Genomic DNA, 17,108 nt, shown 5'->3' with positions numbered 1-17,108 from the left:
AGATTTAAGTTTAATTACGCCATGCGTTCTTTCCAGAGAAATTTTCCAAAATCGAAAACGGCATCTAAAGGAGTGTTATCGAAAACATCAAAAATGGTATTTACAGATTTCTCAATAGCCATATCGGTTTTTTCGAAACCAGCGCTGTTGTCCTCCATCCAAAATTTCATAAGGAACAACATTTGTATCCAAGCTCCTTCACTATAAATGGTTTCAGAACGCTCTAATAAAATATTAGATTTATCCTCGTTGCGTTGCATGATCAAGTCTTTAGAAAAATTCTTCACGTGCTTGCGCAAACCTTTTAACTGATCCATTTTATTCATCATGTACTGATTTTCCTTTAAGGTATAGAGCACATAACTTCTGTTAAGCGTTAGAAGTTCAAAGAAAGTATAGAAAAACGTGAGCATCTTTTCGCGATTGGAAAAGTGAGCATACTCTTCATTTTTGTGCGCTACATCCATGGTCATGGTAAAGAATGTGTTCCAAATATCCTTGCGCAAACTGTCAAAACTACCAAAGAATTGGTAAAATTCTTGCTCGGACATATTGTTATCCTTAGCAAATTTATAAACAGATTTAGGCGTTTTTTCATGCTCTAAAACATAATCCATATAAGCAGTGATGATATCATGCTTAGTGATTTCTTTCTTTTTAGTTGCCTTTTTTGCAGGTGCTTTTTTAGTAGTTGCCATAACCTTAGTATTTGAGGTAAAGATAGTATCTGTTTAACTTATTACGCAATAAGTTTAAACAAAAGTATGTTAAGGTTTAGTCGTCTTTTTGAGGTAAAACTTAGAGTGGTGAACGCATAAAAAAATCCCTTTCTAAAATTTTAGAAAGGGATTTTTAATTTTATTGAGAAGATCTTACTTCTTATACCGATTATAATATAATAAAATTCCTATTCTAAGATCTAGCCCTACAGTTAACGAGTTTTCTAAATTATCATTAAATTGGTAGCCTATCCCACCTGCAAATTCAAAAGTCATGATGTTTGCTATTGCTCGTTTAAGTCCTATTTTAGGTATGATAGAAAACGACTGTTCAATTCGAATATCACTATTATCGGATGAAATGGTTAACCAATCTGGAACTCTCATAAATTCTATTCCGAAATAACTTCCAGAATTGAGGTTGATGCTTTTTCCAGCTTCTTTCCTTTTTTCTCTATTAAAAAAGTATCGCGGTTCTAAACTTAAAGTATTTGTAAAAAAGAATTGCGTGTCATTATCGGTTCTATTTTTATAAAAACCACCTTCCTGACCAAATTCTGCGTTAAGTATGATCTTATCTGATAAAGGAACTTCGGCAGCAATCCAGCCACCTATTGCTCCTACTTTGAAAGATATAGCAGTTTCAAAGTTGTTGTTTTGGGAAAACCCAAAACAACAAATAAGAATTGAGATTGTAAACAAGTATCTTTTTAAATACATTATTCGAATATTACTCTATTGCCATGCCATTGATTAGTTCCTGATCTAGCCATTCCATAACCGGATACTTTAACAGCTTCTGGATTCCTAAAATCAAAATTATAGTCAAAACTAAAACTTGGATCTGCATTCCCAAAATTATACGTGATTAAAGGTGTCATAATACCCCAATCCAATACTTCTTCAATCTTATCACAGTTGTTACACGCTTTAGCAAGATCATAATACTGAATCCATACATCATTATTTGATTTAATAATAATACCTGCTTTTTTTAACTGTTCACTTTGTAGGCTACTAAAAGTGCTTCTCACTTGATCAAATATTTGAGAATAAACTAATTCAGTAAGGTCTCTTTCTGTTGATATGTTTCCAAAAGATACATCATCAGCAATTTCAATGATTACATCAAGATCATTTTGATTAAATGGTAAATTAGGTAAAGGTGTAGGACCTAATGAGTTATAATTCACCCAGTCTTGAACAGATCTATATGCCTGACCATCAACATAAATAGTGGTTAAATTTGTTGGGACTTGACCAACGACGTTATAAATTTGTGGTGTATATTTCCAAGTAATCGAATTTAAACCCATTCCCATTTCTGTAATTTCTTCTTTGCGCCAATCGCCAAAAAGACCACCTTTGAACTGATGCTTCACTTTTACCCCTATTGCATAAGCTAAAAACACATCAATATCATAATATTTATTTTTTACTCTTCTTCGATCCGAGTACTGGTCGTGACAAACCTTTGTAGTTCCAAAAATATTGCCTAGCAATGGGGATGACCCAGCACATTCATTTAATGTCATTGATGCAATTGCATGATCGTCTGCCGATGGTTGTGTTCCAGACGATGAGCCTGAGCCTGACGAAAAGCTTCCACCAGATACAACGCAAGGATCACTGATAATCTCCTCAGTAGCAGCAGCAAAAAAAGATAAATTAGGTGATAATTGCACTATTCCTCCACATGGATTGTGATCATTTATAAAATTATTTGTAATTGGCACATCAGTTCTAGCTAATAAGTTATCGCTTATACTTTGTTGATTTAAATATGTGTTTAGATCGTTGTAATCTTCAATGTCTATCATAAATAATCCTGAATCAGTATATTTAAAAACTTGATCCCCAATTGCTACTTCAGCATTTTGATTTAATAATGAGGAAAAAGTTTCATCTCCGAAAGCATCTTCTAATTCACTAAATAATTCAATAGCATTTGGATCTAAATTTTCATTATTTAGTACACCATTAACTCTAGCATCTAGATAACCATTTGTATCTTCCTCATCTACTAATGGATAAAGAGAAACAAAATCACTCTCATATAAACTATTAAAAAAATCAACTACTGATTGCTCATTTTGTTTTAAATCCTTTTGAAGCCCTTGTTGAACTATTTGGAAATGCTCTTTTGATGTAAAAATTAATCTTGAGTCAGAAATTTCCAATTCTAACTGAGTGTTCTTTGTGTTTAATTGTGTGTCTTCAATAATATCTTCACTACATGAAAAGATAAATAGGGTAAAAAAGAGAAACACTAAAGGTCTTTTAAATAAAATTAAAAGTTTTGTTTGTTTGTTTGTTTGTTTCTTTGGATTTGACCATTTTAAAAATATTTTATATTAATTAAACCATAAAGTATGAAAAATCTTACATTATTATTATCCTTTATATTTTCCTTAACATTGCTTTGCTCTTGTGAATCTGATGATGATGACATGCGAGCAATTGAATCTAGAGGTTCTTTTAGTATTGATAATGATACATTTGGATTAAGGTTTGGATTTGATACGCCAGTACAAGAAGACAGCCCTAACCTATATTATAAAACAATCTTATTATCAAGTGAAGGTTATGTATTGACTCAAAACAATCAACTTGAGGGCGCAGCAGATGTAGTTATAATGGAAGTGTATTCGGATCAGCAAAATTTTGAAATTGAAGGAACTTATTCCATTACTGATAATCAAGCGGTTTCAGGTCAAGTGGAAATGTATTTTGCTATCAATTATGACATTCAAAATGATACGCTAGATCGAGAAGAAGATATAGAATCTGGAACGCTTACTATCACTAAAAATGAGAATAATACATATGTATTTACTATTAACAATGGAGTGGTTGATATTGTAGGCAACGATTTTAAACTTAATTATAACGGTTTTGTGACAACGTTAAATTAAATCAAATTGACAAAAAAATCCCTTTCTAAAAATTTAGAAAGGGATTTTCAAGATTATAGGGAATCGTGAACTATGGTCTGTTTGTTGCCACTGGCTCTTTACTGACCCAAGTGTTAACTGCTACAATAGCATTTTCACTATAATCTACTTCAGTGAGCTGGTCGTTAGTCCAGAAAAACCATTTACCTGCTTTTCTATTGTTTTTATACTCTGCCTTAGCAGTTTTTTGACCATCAGCATTATAACTGATCCACTCACCGTGTCTTTTGTTATTTAAAAATGTACCTGTTTGAGACACAGTTCCATTTTCATGGAAATACGTTGCTTTTACCACTCCATCTTCCATCTTTTCAAAAGTAGGCTTTACCTCTTGTGCCATTGCAAAGGTTCCTATTGCTAATGCGCATGTTAAAAGAAATTTTTTCATCATTGTGTGATTTTATATAAGCCAAATTTAACGTTAAAAACACATTCACACAACATTTAGGTAACATTAATTTTACATTAAAATTTTAAAACACTGTAAATCAGTAAAGTAAATTAAATAAAAATAGAGCATTTTGTCCGATTAGGGCCTAATTATAGCCAAATCTTTACCTATTCCTTATGTGTTTATGAGTGAAATCGGTTTATTTTTGCACATTATTAGAAGTTTTAATTATGTATAGATCACACGATTGTGGCAGCCTGCGTGCTAGCGATATAAATAAAGAAGTAACACTTGCCGGTTGGGTTCAAAAAAGCCGCGATAAAGGTTTTATCGTTTGGGTAGACCTGAGAGACCGTTATGGTATTACTCAGTTGTTGTTTGATGAAGAACGTAGCCAAAAAGCTCTTATTGAAAAAGCCCAAAAGCTAGGTCGCGAATTTGTGATCCAAGTGAAAGGAACTGTGATTGAGCGGGAATCTAAAAACAAAAACATGCCTACTGGGGAGATCGAGATTCTTGTAAAAGAGCTTGAAATCCTTAGTGTTTCTAAAACTCCTCCTTTTACCATTGAAGATAAAACCGATGGTGGAGAAGAGCTGCGCATGAAATACCGTTACCTCGATATACGTCGCAATCCAGTACGTGAGAACTTGATCTTCCGTTCTAAAGTGGCTATGGAAGTGCGTAACTTCCTTGCAGGAAGGGACTTTATTGAGGTAGAAACTCCTGTTTTGATCAAATCCACACCAGAAGGTGCTCGTGATTTTGTCGTACCGTCTCGCATGAATGAAGGTCAGTTTTATGCCTTACCTCAATCGCCACAGACGTTTAAGCAATTGCTTATGGTGGGGGGTATGGACAAGTATTTTCAGATTGTAAAGTGTTTTAGAGATGAAGACTTACGTGCAGACCGTCAGCCGGAGTTTACACAAATAGACTGCGAGATGTCTTTTGTAGAGCAAGAGGATGTGCTGAATATCTTTGAAGAAATGACCCGTCACTTATTGAAAAAAGTGAAGAATATTGAGCTTGCAGCGTTTCCTCGCATGACCTATCAAGAGGCGATGGAAAAATATGGTAATGACAAACCAGACATTCGTTTTGGGATGGAGTTTGCTGATATTTCCGCTTTCGCGAAAGCGGGAGAATTCAAAATCTTTAACGAAGCAGAGCTAGTAGTTGCAATAGCAGTGTCTGGCGGGGAGAGCATGACGCGTAAAGACATTGATAAATTAATAGAATGGGTACGACGTCCACAAGTAGGAGCGACTGGAATGGTTTATGCAAAATGCAACCTGGACGGAACTTATAAATCCAGTGTAGATAAATTTTATTCTCAAGAGGACTTGGCCAAATGGGCAGAAGCTACTGGCGCAGAACCAGGAGACTTGATCTGTGTAATGTCTGGACCAGCCCATAAAACTCGTGCACAATTAAGCGCATTGCGTATGGAAATGGCAGAGCGATTGGGATTGCGTAATGCCGACGAGTTTGCTCCATTATGGGTAGTAGATTTCCCTCTTTTAGAATGGGATGAAGACTCAGCGCGTTACCATGCGATGCACCATCCGTTTACTTCTCCTAAACCAGAAGATGTGGAAAAGCTTAAAACTGATCCGGGAAATGTGCGTGCTAACGCTTATGACCTGGTGATGAACGGAAACGAAATAGGTGGTGGATCCGTAAGAATATTTGATAAAGAACTTCAAGCATTAATGTTTGATTATTTAGGATTTACTCCTGAAGAAGCAAGAGCACAATTCGGTTTCTTGATGGATGCTTTTGAATACGGAGCGCCACCGCATGCAGGACTAGCATTCGGTTTTGATCGACTGGTGGCTATTCTAGGAGGTCAAGAAACCATTAGAGATTTTATTGCTTTTCCTAAAAATAACAGTGGTCGCGATGTCATGATTGATGCGCCAAGTGCTATTGATCAAGAGCAATTAAAGGAATTGAATCTAAAAGTTACGGTGTAGCCAGTTAGTTTTTGTGTTGTGAGGGTTTGAATATCCAATATCCAGGATGCCTGGTGGAGCACTAAATAAATTTCAGCACAGGCTTCGTCGAAACCTTTTTTGACTAGTAACATACGATTACATAACCTATGAATTTTTTAAAATTTCTTGGAATTCTACTTTTGTGTGCCTTGACAGCCATAGGAGTTGGGTTTTATAATATTGATCAAGGAGAAGTTGCTTATGGTCATAAAATCATCGGTCTTTCTACCTTATTTATATTCTTTGTAGTCATGCCTTTATTTATATGGACACGTTATAAAAATAAAGATTTGAGTAAATTCAATTTCAATCAAAATAAGAAGGATGAGGATGATGAGTACTGGGATGTGGATGATAAAAGCAAGTGGAATTAATAAAGATGGTAATTAATCAATAGTTATATCGACTTTCCTAATGGGGGAAGCCGCATATATGATGTATAATAGAATATTTTTGAACAAAGCAGCACTATGAAAAAAGGCGTATTAATGGTCAATCTGGGATCTCCAGACAGTCCTAGTCCAAAAGATGTAAAGAAATACCTTGACGAGTTTTTAATGGATGAGCGCGTAATTGATTTACCTTATATATTGAGAGCTATTTTAGTAAAAGGAATTGTTCTAAATACAAGACCTAAGAAAAGTGCTGAAGCTTATGCCAAAATCTGGTGGGAAGAGGGCAGTCCGTTAATCGTACTATCAGAAAGACTACAAGAGAAAATAGATGCCTTTACAAGTGTGCCTATAGCACTCGCTATGCGTTACGGCGCCATGTCGATTGAGGAAGGAATGCAAGAGCTACACGATAAAGGGGTGGATGAGGTTTTATTGATTCCATTGTATCCGCAATATGCCATGGCAACTACAGAGACCATACAGGTGCTTGCCGAAGAATTGCGACAAGAAAAGTTTCCGCAGATGTCTTTTACGCACATGCCTCCGTTTTACAATCATCCAGATTACATACGGGTACTGTCAGAATCGATTAAGGAATCTTTAGAAGGTAAAGACTACGAGCATTTGCTTTTCTCATATCACGGTATTCCTAAAAGACATATCAGAAAAAGCGATATTACTAAGTCACATTGTAAAATGGATGGCAAATGTTGCGCTACACCTTCCCCTGCACATGAATTTTGTTATAGCCATCAATGTAAAGAGGTAACTCGATTAGTGGGAGAATACTTGGGAATGGAAGAAGGGACTTTTTCTACGAGTTTCCAGTCCCGTTTAGGTTTTGACCCATGGTTAACACCTTATACCGACCGTACCATCGAAAAAATGGGCTTAGGCGGTACCAAGAAAATGGCCATTGCAACACCAGCTTTTGTAAGTGACTGTCTAGAGACACTAGAGGAAATCGCTATGGAAGGAGAAGAGATTTTTCACGAAGTAGGAGGTAAAGATTTTCATGTGATTCCCTGTTTAAACGACCGTGAGGATTGGGTAAAAGTGCTTTCTCGATGGATCGATGAATGGGCCATGAGTGAGATCAAAGCCTAAAGATTCTTTAACCCCCAGATGTCTATAAAACGAGCCAATAAATCCCAACTTTTAGGAACTGAAACGATCACCAGATTACTTATAAAACAGGCAGTTCCTGCTTCTATAGGCATCCTGGTGATGTCGCTCAATATTCTAGTGGACAGCATTTTTGTGGGCAACTGGATCAATTCTGACGCACTTGCTGCTATAGGTGTGGTGTTACCTATTTCCTTTTTCGTTGCTGCTTTAGGAATGGCGATAGGAATAGGTGGTTCTAGCATTATTTCTCGAGCGCTAGGAGCAGATCATACAGAAAAAGCCAAGCGGACTTTTGGAAACATGCTTTCTCTTACGGTAGTGATCACCGTATTGATGACTGTTTTCGGTCTTCTTTTTGTCGATACTTTAGTCCCCGCATTTGGTGGTAGAGGACCGCTTTTTGAACCGGCCAAGATTTATTATCAGATTGTCTTTTACGGGATTCCTATTCTTGGATTGTGCATGATGGGGAATAATGTCATCAGAGCTGAAGGCGCCCCTAAACACGCTATGATAGCTATGTTGATCCCCTCTGTTGGGAATTTGTTCCTGGATTATATGTTGATTAATCTGTTGGATATGGGCATGGCTGGTGCGGCATGGGCATCGACTATTAGTTACGGCCTTTGTTTTAGCTATATTTTTTGGTTCTTTGTCTCTGGAAAAAGTGAGTTGCTCTGTTCTCTAAAGGACTTATTGCCAGACTGGCAAATTCTCAAAGAAATAGGCAGCCTTGGTTTTGTAACCCTATCCAGACAGGCGACCTCTAGTTTGATCTACTTAATAATGAATAACATCTTATTTGATTTAAGCGGCGTTGACGGAGTTGCCGTATTCCGTATTATAGGAAGTATGATGATGTTTGCTTTATTTCCGGTAATGGGAGTTACTCAAGGCTTCTTACCTATAGCGGGATATAATTTTGGGGCAGAACTCTGGGGGCGTGTACGAGAGGTTATTTATACCTCCATTAAAATTTCTTGCGGATTAGGAATAATGATTTTCTTAGGCCTTTTCTTTTTTACTCGAGAGATTGTAGGGGTCTTTACCGAAAACCCAGATGTTATCGAGCAAGCTTCATTTGCCATGAAATTAGTATTTCTTTCGGTACCTATTATTTCTATTCAATTGATTGGCGCCGCTTATTATCAAGCCATAGGTAAAGCTATTCCTGCTTTAGTATTAACCCTGCTGCGCATGGCAATTATTTTAGTACCCCTGTTACTCATTCTCCCTAATTTTTATGGAGAATTTGGAGTTTGGATCAGTTTCCCTATTGCAGACGTACTTTCTACACTGATTACAGCTTATTTTCTATGGAAAGCAATGGGTAAATTAAAACCTGTTTCTATCACAGATTAGTATAATGATCTCGCTTTCGCGAAAGCGGAATTATTAAATATATCCCAACCTTTTCGATGCTATGCACGCATACAATATCTTCGACTCAAACAAGTGAATAGATGTACAAAAAGGAATTTGACGTAAGATGGAGCGATCTAGATGCCAACAGGCACATGGCTAATAGCGCGTATCAAAACTTTATGAGTCACACCCGTATGGCTTTCTTAATAGAAAACGATTTTGGGCAGCGAGAAATGGCTCAATATGAAACTGGCCCAGTTATTTTTAATGAAAATATCTTCTACTTTAAAGAAATTCACCAGGGAAAACCAATTACGGTCACTTGTGAGGTGACTGGGATGAGTGACAATGCGAGCATGTTTAGTTTTAGACATAATTTTTATGATTACAAAGGGCGTAATGTCGCTCGAGGCCTAATGATAGGCGCATGGATGAATTTAAAAGAACGTAAAATCACCGCATTGCATCCTGAACTTTATAAAAGGATTAAAAACTTTCCAAAATCTGAAGACTTTAAGATTTTAGAAAAAGCAGATATGCGAGCACATGGGGAATTTCCTTCAGATCAGCTGTAGTTAATAGACCAGTACTGGTATCAGGAAGGTTTTACTATAATCTGAATTTATACGAATAAAACTCTATGCTGCAGATTGGTTGGAAGGAGCAATAAATGGGTCTTCAACATCAGCGCTTTATAGTACAAATGACGTAGGTATTTATTAAGTTTTGATAGGCATAGCAACCGGAAAACTAGCGCTCTTTGCTTCACTAAGTAAGCTGATGCTACCGCTGTGTTTTACCACAATACTTTTGGCCAAATAAAGACCAAGACCGGTGCTTGGCTCTCCATTAGTTCTCAAATGCCCTGGGGAATTTCTTAAATAGACTTTGTTCGGTCTGCTTGTTGAAACCTATACCATTATCCTGAACGGTTATGGTTACCGCGTTTTTATCTGTTTATCCAGATAGGATTACTTCTCCATTTTGATTAGAAAATTTAATAGAAGTAGTGATGAGGTTTTTTAACTCTTGTTTCATCCCTACTAGAGGCCTATATATTTTTACGGTGTTGGAATGCTGTTAGCCACCTTTGATTGTAGGGTGTTCACGCTTTTTTTATAATCCTGAAGTATAGCTTCAATCGCATATGATACAACTAGTATTTCAAAATTTTTAAATCCCATATTGATCTGTTTGGTCTTTAGAGCGTTAAGCATCGCTTCTAAAAACTGGAGCTGTTTGGAGCCTATTTCTTGTAATAAGTTCAGAGGAGCCTCAAGCTCTTTCTGATCGTCTGTATCTACTCTTAATATATTTAATAATTTGTAGCGTCTGTGCCACTGGCGTTCTTAGATCAGAAAAGATCAATTTGGCTACCTATTGTTTTTCTTTTTCTTTTTCAGCCCAGTTAAAAAGACCCCGCTAAAAATTAGAAGTCCTGCTAATGCTTTTTGCCAAGTAATGATATCCTTTCCAAAACCCACTGCTATTAAAGTAGCCAGCAGCGGTTGTAAATACACAAAGACAGCCACTACACTAGGCTTTAATGTTTTAATTGCAATAATATTAAGCATATAAGTTCCAAAAGTCGCAAATAAAATGACGTAACCTATATAGAGTAATGTAGAGGTACTCGCCATTTCAAAATCAAAGGCTAGTCCTTGTGTGATTCCAAAAGGAGTGATGAACAGCAGCCCAAAAAAGTACAACCATTTCATTAACGTAAATACATGATATTTTGCTGTTAGTCTTTTGGCTAGAAGGATGTAAAAGGAATAGGAGAAAGCGTTTACAAATATCAACAGATTTCCCAAGGTGGGGTTTGATGCTTCTGCACGAGTTCCCGTAGATAAGAATATCAACAAGGCTGCTCCAGAAAAACCTACTAGAATTCCTATAATACGAGTAGCAAAAAGACGTTCTTTTAAAAAGATAGCACTTAATACCAATACAATTATAGGAGTACTTACCATCAATACAGAGGCATTTATAGGGGAGGTAAGCGATAGTCCCCACATAAAAGTTACCATATTAAAACCTACACCGCAAAATGCCGCTAGAGCTATAGGCGGTAACTCTCTAAAAGGGATCTTTTCTTTGGGTCCTGCAACTAAAGAGATGATCCAGAAAATGGCGCATGTCACTATTACTCGATACCAGGTTAATCCAAAAGGGCCTATATATAAAGGAGTTACTTCTTTTGCTGCGGTAAAATTATAGGCGTAAAATAATGCGACAAAGAAGCCACAAATAATAGCTATGCTGCGTGCATTCATTTAAGATATTGCCACTTTTGCATCAGCAACTACTTTTTTAGAATTGCCTATGAAAGCTTCGCCTTTATAAATAAGAATAGGTCGCTTTATAAAGGTATAATGATCGAGCAATAACTCTTTATAATTGGTATCAGAAAGTTCCTTTTCGTGCAGTCCACGTCCTCTATACAGCTGTGCTCGTCTATTAAATAGTGATTCGTATGAACCGGTTTGCTCTTTTAAAAACTCTATTTGTTCAACAGTTATTGGTTGTTCTTTTGTGTTTTGTAAGGCAACATCTCCAGGAAGATCTAGCTCATCTTTGATGCGTTGACAAGTATTACAGCTATCTAGATAAATGAATAAATTTTTCATCGTACAAAATTACGATAGCTTTTGTTATCAGGAATAGGTTTCTGGTAATATTAATTCCAGTAACTATCGGGCGTTCTGGTTTTTTTATATAAAATGGCTGTTGCTGTTGTGTTTAGGGTAGTGATTCAAATAGATTGGAACACCATAAAAATGGGTTGTCTAATTTCTTAGATCAACCCATAATTTTTAAAAAAGCTAGATGGCTAATTCTTTGCTTCATTAATAAGGTATGGTGTTCTACCATCGGTTATAATTACTTTACTGTTAGCAGATTTGGACAGTTCTATAAAAGCTTCAATGCTTCGTATTTTGAGTATTTCTGCTGTGAGACCTTGTGCTAGAATTAATTGAGCATCTCTAGTTCCAGTGGCTTCGATGATTTTACGATCTGCTTCTAATCGTTCTCTTTGAAGAATAAATTCCATTCTCATGGCATCTTGTTCTGCTTGTAGTTTTTGCTCGATAGAAAAAGAGAGGCCTTGCGGTAATTGGATGCTTTTCATAAGAACAGCTTCAATAATAATTCCTTGTGGAGTAAGGGTTTCTTCCATTTTTACTTTAATAGCTTGTTCGATATCTGCTCTTTTCCCAGAATGCATGTCTTTCGCAAAAAACTGTGAGCAAACATCAGAACTGGCAGAACGAAATACTGCTGACATAACATCTTTATAGTTAGGACCAATGTTTTTAAGTACAGTAGGTACCATATCAACTTCTAGTCGATAAAGAATGGAAATTTCAGAATCAACACTTAAACCCTCTTTACTAGGTATTCTTAGAGCTAGCTTCAGATTGTTAGTTTGTATGGATTCTTTGATCACCTTTGTAGTAAAAGGATTAAACACAACAGTACCTTGAGTGGTTACCTTATCTTCTAGTTTGCCTAATCGTTGTTTCACACCTGCTTCTCCCGGCCGGATAACTGCGCAACTGGTCATGAGTAAAGAAGCGGCGATGAGGGTAAATGGCTTTTTCATAGTAATACTATTAGTTAATAATAGTAAAAGTCGCAAAGCTAATGGTAATAGTAACAGAGTTATTTGTTATTTTTTTCTTAAATTATAAAAACTAACATAACGGTCAAAAACAGACGGACCATCTAATAACAAAATGATTTTAAAACGATATCAAAAAATAGTAAATTGGAGCATGTTAGGAACATCAAGTCTGATTATTGAAAAGCGTAGAACAAGAGAATTGTATGGCCACCAATGTCATTATAAAATTAAAAAACTATGTCTTTGGATGAATCAACGGTTCTAAATGTGCAAAGCGTTCAATTGATGCGGCAGTCTTAAGAATTGCGGTGAAAATGCTGTGGCATTTTCAACCCCTGCTCAATACAACAGTAGTCTTTGAAGTAATTTCCTAATCATAGTAAAGTTAAAAACTAGCTTCAAGATATAACTAAAAGGGATTTATTTTTAACTAAAAAATAAATAGAAGAATCTTAATCCATCCTACATGTACTATATAATTTTAAAGTGATATACCATGGCTAAAAAACCAGCAAAAGGAGTCGTAAACTTCGGCAACCCATATTCAAATCTAGCGGCAGCAATGCTTAAGCTTAAGAACTCTGCTTCCAAAAAGAAGTAAATGTTCTCGATCTGCGATTCGGTCGCATCAAATTCAAATCCATAAAAAAGAGCTGTTTCTGTAGTAACAAATAGCTTCTTTATTTATAGGCTTTCTTGCACTAACTTGTCTTGTGTTAGGTGGTTGGTATCGCTTTCGCGAAAGCGATACCAACCACACTATTCAATTCAGAATTTTATGTTTACACAACACAAATGGTTATAGAAAAATGCATCTTTGCAACCTATTAGAAAACTAAATTGGCAACAAAAAAGATAATCATAGGCCGCACAGACCGTGCTGATTTTCCAAAATTAAAGATAGAGGGAATTGATATTAAAATCGATACAGGTGCCTACACGAGTAGCATACACTGTAAAGATATTGAAGAAACTGACGGTGTGCTTTATGCCACACTACTAGATGAAGAACACGATCAGTATCATGGAAAGCGGCTGAGCTTTGAGGAGTATAAGATCACTAGTGTACGCAGCAGTAATGGTAGTGTAGATTTGCGTTATGAGGTGGAAGGAAACATCAGGCTTTTTAAGAAACTGTACAAGATCTCTTTAACTTTGAGTAATCGGGAAGAAATGAAATACCCAGTTTTGATAGGGCGTAAATTTCTTTCTCCTAAATTTATTGTAGATCCTGAATTACAGGATATTTCTTATTTACATTCTCAGTATGAAGATTAATATTTTATCACGCAGTACCAGCCTTTACAGTACAAAAAGATTGCTAGAAGAGGCTCGTAAAGCTGGTCATATAGCAAAAGCGATCAATGTGCTGCATTGTAATATCAAATTAGAAAAACAGAAACCTACTGTTTATTATCATGGAGAAAGGTTGGTTACTCCTGACGCTATTATTCCACGTATAGGTACTAGCATTACTTTTTATGGAACTGCTATTGTACGTCAGTTTGAGATGATGAATTGTTTTACGACCGTAAGCTCGATGTCTCTAGTATGTAGTAGGGATAAATTACAAAGCCTACAACTGCTTTCTAGAAGTGGTGTGGACATGCCCAAGACGGTATTTACCAACTTTGGGGATCATACAGACGCTATTTGTAAACAGGTTGGTGGTCCTCCTGTAGTCATCAAAGTCTTAGAAGGAACTCAAGGAATAGGGGTGAATCTTGCCGAGACTATAGCTGCTGCAGATGCCATTATAGACGCTAATAATGAATTGAGGACTCGTGTGATTATACAAGAATTTATAAAAGAAGCAGGAGGTGCAGATTTACGTGCTTTTGTTGTTGGAGATAGGGTCGTAGGTGCTATGAAAAGACAGGCTCAAAAAGGAGAATTTAGGTCTAATTTACATCGTGGAGGGACCGCAAAAAGTATCGTACTCACTAAACGTGAAGAACAAACAGCCGTAAGTGCGGCCAGATCTTTAGGTCTTGGAGTTTGTGGGGTAGATTTACTCCAAAGTAGCCGAGGTCCTTTAGTACTTGAGGTTAATAGCTCTCCAGGTCTTGAAGGAATAGAAAGAGCTACAGGTAAAAATATTGCGGCAGAAATCATCAAGTACATAGAAAAAGGTGTTCATGCTTAAAGAACTCAAAATATTTAATACAATTATAGAGCCTGGGAAAAGTTATAAGCTCAATTTTAATATGGCCAAGCTTTATACTTCTACTAGTATTGAAGTGCCGGTGATTATAAATAGGAGTAAAAAAGCAGGCCCAATAGTGCTGGTTACAGGGGGTATTCATGGAGATGAAATCAATGGTATAGAGGTCGTAAGACAATTGATTTCTAAAAAAATTAATAGGCCAGTATCCGGAACCATCATAGCGATTCCTGTTTTAAATGTTTTTGGCTTTTTAAGCGGTAAAAGAGAGTTTCCTGACGGAAGAGATTTAAACAGGGTTTTTCCTGGAACAAAATCAGGAGCCCTGGCAAGTAGATTTGCTTATCAGGTGTCTTCAGAGATTTTACCACATGTTGATATCATTTTGGATTTTCATACTGGTGGCGCGCAACGTTTTAATGTGCCACATATTAGGGTTTCTCAGTTAGAGGTCAACTCTTGGAATTTGGCTAAAGTTTTTAATGCACCATTTTTGATGCACGGAAACAATATTAAAAAGACATTTAGAGCAACTTGTTCAGACCTAGGCAAGACGTATTTGCTCTTTGAAGGAGGGATGTCCAACCGCAATGATAAAGAAGTAGTTGATACCGCAGTTAATGGGGCTATTAGAGTACTCGATCATCTTAAAATGTTAAGGGCCGATGTCTACGTTGAAAGGCGAAACGAAGAATCTATTATTGTAACCGATTCCATGTGGATCAGAGCAAAATACTCAGGATTATTGCACCCTAAAGTGAAGACCGGAAAACGCGTAGAAAGAGACGAAATTATCGCGATTATCACTGATCCTTATGGAGAGTTAAAATACAAGGTCAAATCTCCACATATGGGCTACGTTATTAATGTTAATCAAAGCCCGCTAGTGTATCAAGGGGATGGGATATTTCATATTTCAAAACATGGAGAATAAAGAAGCGCTTAGAAAGCAGTACTTGGAACGTAGGTTGGCCCTGACACAGGATCAGTTAGAGGAATACAGCATACAAATCGCTAATAAAGTAGTACAAATGGATATTTGGCATTATTCCACATATCATATTTTTCTTCCTATAGTAAAACTCAATGAAATAAATACCGAGTACTTGCTACATGTACTTCAAGGAAAAGACAAAAATGTAGTCATTTCTAAATCAAATTTTGAAGATTTTTCCATGTCTACTTATTTGTTGACAGATCAGACTAAATTAACAATCAACAATTATGGAATCCCGGAGCCTGACAAAAACAATATTGTTGTAGATGAAAAAAATATTGATGTCGTCTTTATTCCTTTAGTTGCCGCAGATATATATGGCAATCGAATAGGCTATGGCAAGGGTTTTTACGACCGATTTTTAAAGAAATGTAGCCCTGAAGTTATAAAGATAGGACTGTCATTTTTTAATCCGTTAGCTTTTAAAATGAATGCTAATAGCACGGATGTCGCATTAGATTACATTGTTGATAGGCAAGAGATTTTAAAAATAACGCTCTAAATTATTTTCTATTTATAAACAGGAGTACCGCTAGCTTTGTATTTCGATTTACTTTTTTATCATACTCAATTTCAGACTAAAGCATTTTATGATTTTCAAAACACTATTTCAGTGTTTTGTCTTAAAAATGTTGAAATTCTCTAAAAAAAAGGCTTATTCCTGTATTAACAGGAAAAGGCAATCATCAATAGCCTGGGGATTTGCTTGATATAACATCTTAAATTTCAGAAGCTTCTTTTTTAATATCCGCTGGAAAAGCTTTTTTACTAAAGATGATCAAAAGGGTAACTCCAATGGTGATGGCGCTGTCTGCAACGTTAAAGATAGCATTGAAAAATTTAAAATGTTCTCCTCCTATAAGTGGCATCCATTCTGGCCAGTATCCTTCAAATAGAGGAAAGTAAAGCATGTCTACTACATGTCCATAACCCAAGGATGCATAACCGCCATCATCCGGAAAAGCAATCGCAATAGCACCGTGGTAGCTTCCTGAAAAAATAACACCGTAAAAGATAGAATCGATAATATTTCCTAGAGCACCTGCAAAAATCAATGAAATGCTAACAATTAAAATTTGATGTGCTCTTTTCTTAATGCTACTTACCAGCCAGTAACCAATTCCAAAAACAGCAAATATTCTAAATACAACTAATATCAACTTACCATAATCCCCCGGTATTTCCATACCCCAGGCAGCCCCAGCATTTTCATAAAAAAGGAGTTTAAATTTACCCCAGTCTAAAATAGCATCACTATTGCTTCCAGTTAATGTATAATTAAGCTTTATATAAATTTTGCTCGCTTGATCTATTAGTAGAACTAATAGAATAATAAGTACCGCTCTTGATAATTTCATGGGTGTTTT

At 36.2% G+C, this 17,108-nt stretch carries 18 protein-coding genes; 10 read left to right on the top strand and 8 right to left on the bottom strand.

Features of this window, described 5'->3' with window-relative positions; genetic code table 11:
• Positions 1 to 14: 14 nt before the first annotated feature.
• The 3 genes from KG732_RS11715 to KG732_RS11705 form a co-directional block, all read right to left on the bottom strand.
• The gene (locus KG732_RS11715) at positions 15 to 698 is read right to left on the bottom strand and encodes a TetR family transcriptional regulator C-terminal domain-containing protein (RefSeq protein WP_213523933.1); all 684 of its coding nucleotides are present in this window, start codon (positions 696 to 698) and stop codon (positions 15 to 17) included.
• A gap of 174 nt (positions 699 to 872) precedes the next feature.
• Entirely contained in the window at positions 873 to 1,421 is a 549-nt protein-coding gene (locus tag KG732_RS11710) for a hypothetical protein (RefSeq protein ID WP_213523931.1), read from the bottom strand.
• Positions 1,422 to 1,438: 17 nt separating this feature from the next.
• A complete protein-coding gene (locus tag KG732_RS11705; protein WP_213523929.1) occupies positions 1,439 to 2,989 on the bottom strand; it encodes a hypothetical protein in 1,551 nt (516 codons plus the stop codon).
• 102 nt (positions 2,990 to 3,091) lie between these two features.
• Between KG732_RS11705 and KG732_RS11700 the strand changes: the two genes are divergently transcribed.
• On the top strand, positions 3,092 to 3,634 hold the full coding sequence (locus KG732_RS11700) for a hypothetical protein (protein WP_213523927.1): 543 nt from the start codon (positions 3,092 to 3,094) through the stop codon (positions 3,632 to 3,634).
• A 70-nt stretch (positions 3,635 to 3,704) separates the two neighbouring features.
• Here KG732_RS11700 and KG732_RS11695 read toward each other — a convergent pair whose 3' ends face one another.
• A complete protein-coding gene (locus tag KG732_RS11695) occupies positions 3,705 to 4,064 on the bottom strand; it encodes a toxin-antitoxin system YwqK family antitoxin (protein ID WP_213523925.1) in 360 nt (119 codons plus the stop codon).
• Between the two features lie 230 nt (positions 4,065 to 4,294).
• Between KG732_RS11695 and aspS the strand changes: the two genes are divergently transcribed.
• From aspS to KG732_RS11670, 5 genes are all read left to right on the top strand, one after another.
• On the top strand, positions 4,295 to 6,043 hold the full coding sequence (gene aspS, locus KG732_RS11690; RefSeq protein ID WP_213523923.1) for an aspartate--tRNA ligase: 1,749 nt from the start codon (positions 4,295 to 4,297) through the stop codon (positions 6,041 to 6,043).
• A gap of 128 nt (positions 6,044 to 6,171) precedes the next feature.
• On the top strand, positions 6,172 to 6,438 hold the full coding sequence (locus KG732_RS11685; RefSeq protein ID WP_213523921.1) for a hypothetical protein: 267 nt from the start codon (positions 6,172 to 6,174) through the stop codon (positions 6,436 to 6,438).
• A 96-nt stretch (positions 6,439 to 6,534) separates the two neighbouring features.
• Complete coding sequence (gene hemH / locus KG732_RS11680; protein WP_213523919.1) at positions 6,535 to 7,566, top strand: ferrochelatase; 1,032 nt, start codon at positions 6,535 to 6,537, stop codon at positions 7,564 to 7,566.
• A gap of 18 nt (positions 7,567 to 7,584) precedes the next feature.
• Positions 7,585 to 8,949: an MATE family efflux transporter gene (locus tag KG732_RS11675; RefSeq protein WP_213523917.1), complete on the top strand. Its 1,365-nt coding sequence runs from the start codon at positions 7,585 to 7,587 to the stop codon at positions 8,947 to 8,949.
• Positions 8,950 to 9,050: 101 nt separating this feature from the next.
• On the top strand, positions 9,051 to 9,527 hold the full coding sequence (locus KG732_RS11670) for a thioesterase family protein (protein WP_213523914.1): 477 nt from the start codon (positions 9,051 to 9,053) through the stop codon (positions 9,525 to 9,527).
• 798 nt (positions 9,528 to 10,325) lie between these two features.
• Here KG732_RS11670 and KG732_RS11665 read toward each other — a convergent pair.
• The 3 genes from KG732_RS11665 to KG732_RS11655 form a co-directional block, all read right to left on the bottom strand.
• Positions 10,326 to 11,228: a DMT family transporter gene (locus tag KG732_RS11665; protein ID WP_213523912.1), complete on the bottom strand. Its 903-nt coding sequence runs from the start codon at positions 11,226 to 11,228 to the stop codon at positions 10,326 to 10,328.
• Entirely contained in the window at positions 11,229 to 11,582 is a 354-nt protein-coding gene (locus tag KG732_RS11660; RefSeq protein ID WP_213523910.1) for an arsenate reductase family protein, read from the bottom strand. It lies immediately after the preceding gene.
• Between the two features lie 203 nt (positions 11,583 to 11,785).
• Positions 11,786 to 12,559, bottom strand: a complete 774-nt coding sequence (locus KG732_RS11655) for a prohibitin family protein (RefSeq protein WP_213523908.1) — start codon at positions 12,557 to 12,559, stop codon at positions 11,786 to 11,788.
• Positions 12,560 to 13,420: 861 nt separating this feature from the next.
• Here KG732_RS11655 and KG732_RS11650 point away from each other — a divergent pair.
• From KG732_RS11650 to KG732_RS11635, 4 genes are read left to right on the top strand one after another with little or no spacing between them, the layout of a single operon-like run.
• Positions 13,421 to 13,858 (top strand): RimK/LysX family protein, encoded by a 438-nt coding sequence (locus KG732_RS11650; RefSeq protein WP_213523906.1) that lies wholly within the window; start codon positions 13,421 to 13,423, stop codon positions 13,856 to 13,858.
• Positions 13,848 to 14,726 carry a 30S ribosomal protein S6--L-glutamate ligase gene (rimK, locus tag KG732_RS11645; RefSeq protein WP_213523904.1) on the top strand — a complete coding sequence of 293 codons (879 nt, stop codon included), beginning with the start codon at positions 13,848 to 13,850 and terminating at the stop codon, positions 14,724 to 14,726. Before KG732_RS11650 ends, rimK begins: the two co-directional genes overlap by 11 nt.
• A complete protein-coding gene (locus KG732_RS11640) occupies positions 14,719 to 15,678 on the top strand; it encodes a succinylglutamate desuccinylase/aspartoacylase family protein (protein WP_300980448.1) in 960 nt (319 codons plus the stop codon). Before rimK ends, KG732_RS11640 begins: the two co-directional genes overlap by 8 nt.
• Positions 15,668 to 16,243 carry a 5-formyltetrahydrofolate cyclo-ligase gene (locus KG732_RS11635; protein WP_213523902.1) on the top strand — a complete coding sequence of 192 codons (576 nt, stop codon included), beginning with the start codon at positions 15,668 to 15,670 and terminating at the stop codon, positions 16,241 to 16,243. Before KG732_RS11640 ends, KG732_RS11635 begins: the two co-directional genes overlap by 11 nt.
• 217 nt (positions 16,244 to 16,460) lie before the next feature.
• Here KG732_RS11635 and KG732_RS11630 read toward each other — a convergent pair whose 3' ends face one another.
• Positions 16,461 to 17,099, bottom strand: coding sequence for a lipoprotein signal peptidase (locus KG732_RS11630; RefSeq protein WP_213523900.1), 639 nt, complete (start codon positions 17,097 to 17,099; stop codon positions 16,461 to 16,463).
• Positions 17,100 to 17,108 lie beyond the last annotated feature (9 nt).

This window comes from Nonlabens sp., from assembly GCF_018401815.1.
Lineage (GTDB): Bacteria > Bacteroidota > Bacteroidia > Flavobacteriales > Flavobacteriaceae > Nonlabens.
This window is presented reverse-complemented; position numbering and strand designations above follow the sequence as displayed.

Excerpts from the sequence above, each read along its gene's own strand:
- KG732_RS11675 (WP_213523917.1), top strand. The coding sequence starts at position 7,585 with ATGTCTATAAAACGAGCCAATAAATCCCAACTTTTAGGAACTGAAACG.
- hemH (WP_213523919.1), top strand. The coding sequence starts at position 6,535 with ATGAAAAAAGGCGTATTAATGGTCAATCTGGGATCTCCAGACAGTCCT.
- KG732_RS11640 (WP_300980448.1), top strand. The coding sequence starts at position 14,719 with ATGCTTAAAGAACTCAAAATATTTAATACAATTATAGAGCCTGGGAAA.
- KG732_RS11660 (WP_213523910.1), bottom strand. The coding sequence starts at position 11,582 with ATGAAAAATTTATTCATTTATCTAGATAGCTGTAATACTTGTCAACGC.
- KG732_RS11655 (WP_213523908.1), bottom strand. The coding sequence starts at position 12,559 with ATGAAAAAGCCATTTACCCTCATCGCCGCTTCTTTACTCATGACCAGT.
- KG732_RS11695 (WP_213523925.1), bottom strand. The coding sequence starts at position 4,064 with ATGATGAAAAAATTTCTTTTAACATGCGCATTAGCAATAGGAACCTTT.
- KG732_RS11715 (WP_213523933.1), bottom strand. The coding sequence starts at position 698 with ATGGCAACTACTAAAAAAGCACCTGCAAAAAAGGCAACTAAAAAGAAA.
- KG732_RS11700 (WP_213523927.1), top strand. The coding sequence starts at position 3,092 with ATGAAAAATCTTACATTATTATTATCCTTTATATTTTCCTTAACATTG.
- rimK (WP_213523904.1), top strand. The coding sequence starts at position 13,848 with ATGAAGATTAATATTTTATCACGCAGTACCAGCCTTTACAGTACAAAA.
- KG732_RS11635 (WP_213523902.1), top strand. The coding sequence starts at position 15,668 with ATGGAGAATAAAGAAGCGCTTAGAAAGCAGTACTTGGAACGTAGGTTG.
- KG732_RS11670 (WP_213523914.1), top strand. The coding sequence starts at position 9,051 with ATGTACAAAAAGGAATTTGACGTAAGATGGAGCGATCTAGATGCCAAC.
- KG732_RS11665 (WP_213523912.1), bottom strand. The coding sequence starts at position 11,228 with ATGAATGCACGCAGCATAGCTATTATTTGTGGCTTCTTTGTCGCATTA.
- KG732_RS11630 (WP_213523900.1), bottom strand. The coding sequence starts at position 17,099 with ATGAAATTATCAAGAGCGGTACTTATTATTCTATTAGTTCTACTAATA.
- aspS (WP_213523923.1), top strand. The coding sequence starts at position 4,295 with ATGTATAGATCACACGATTGTGGCAGCCTGCGTGCTAGCGATATAAAT.
- KG732_RS11685 (WP_213523921.1), top strand. The coding sequence starts at position 6,172 with ATGAATTTTTTAAAATTTCTTGGAATTCTACTTTTGTGTGCCTTGACA.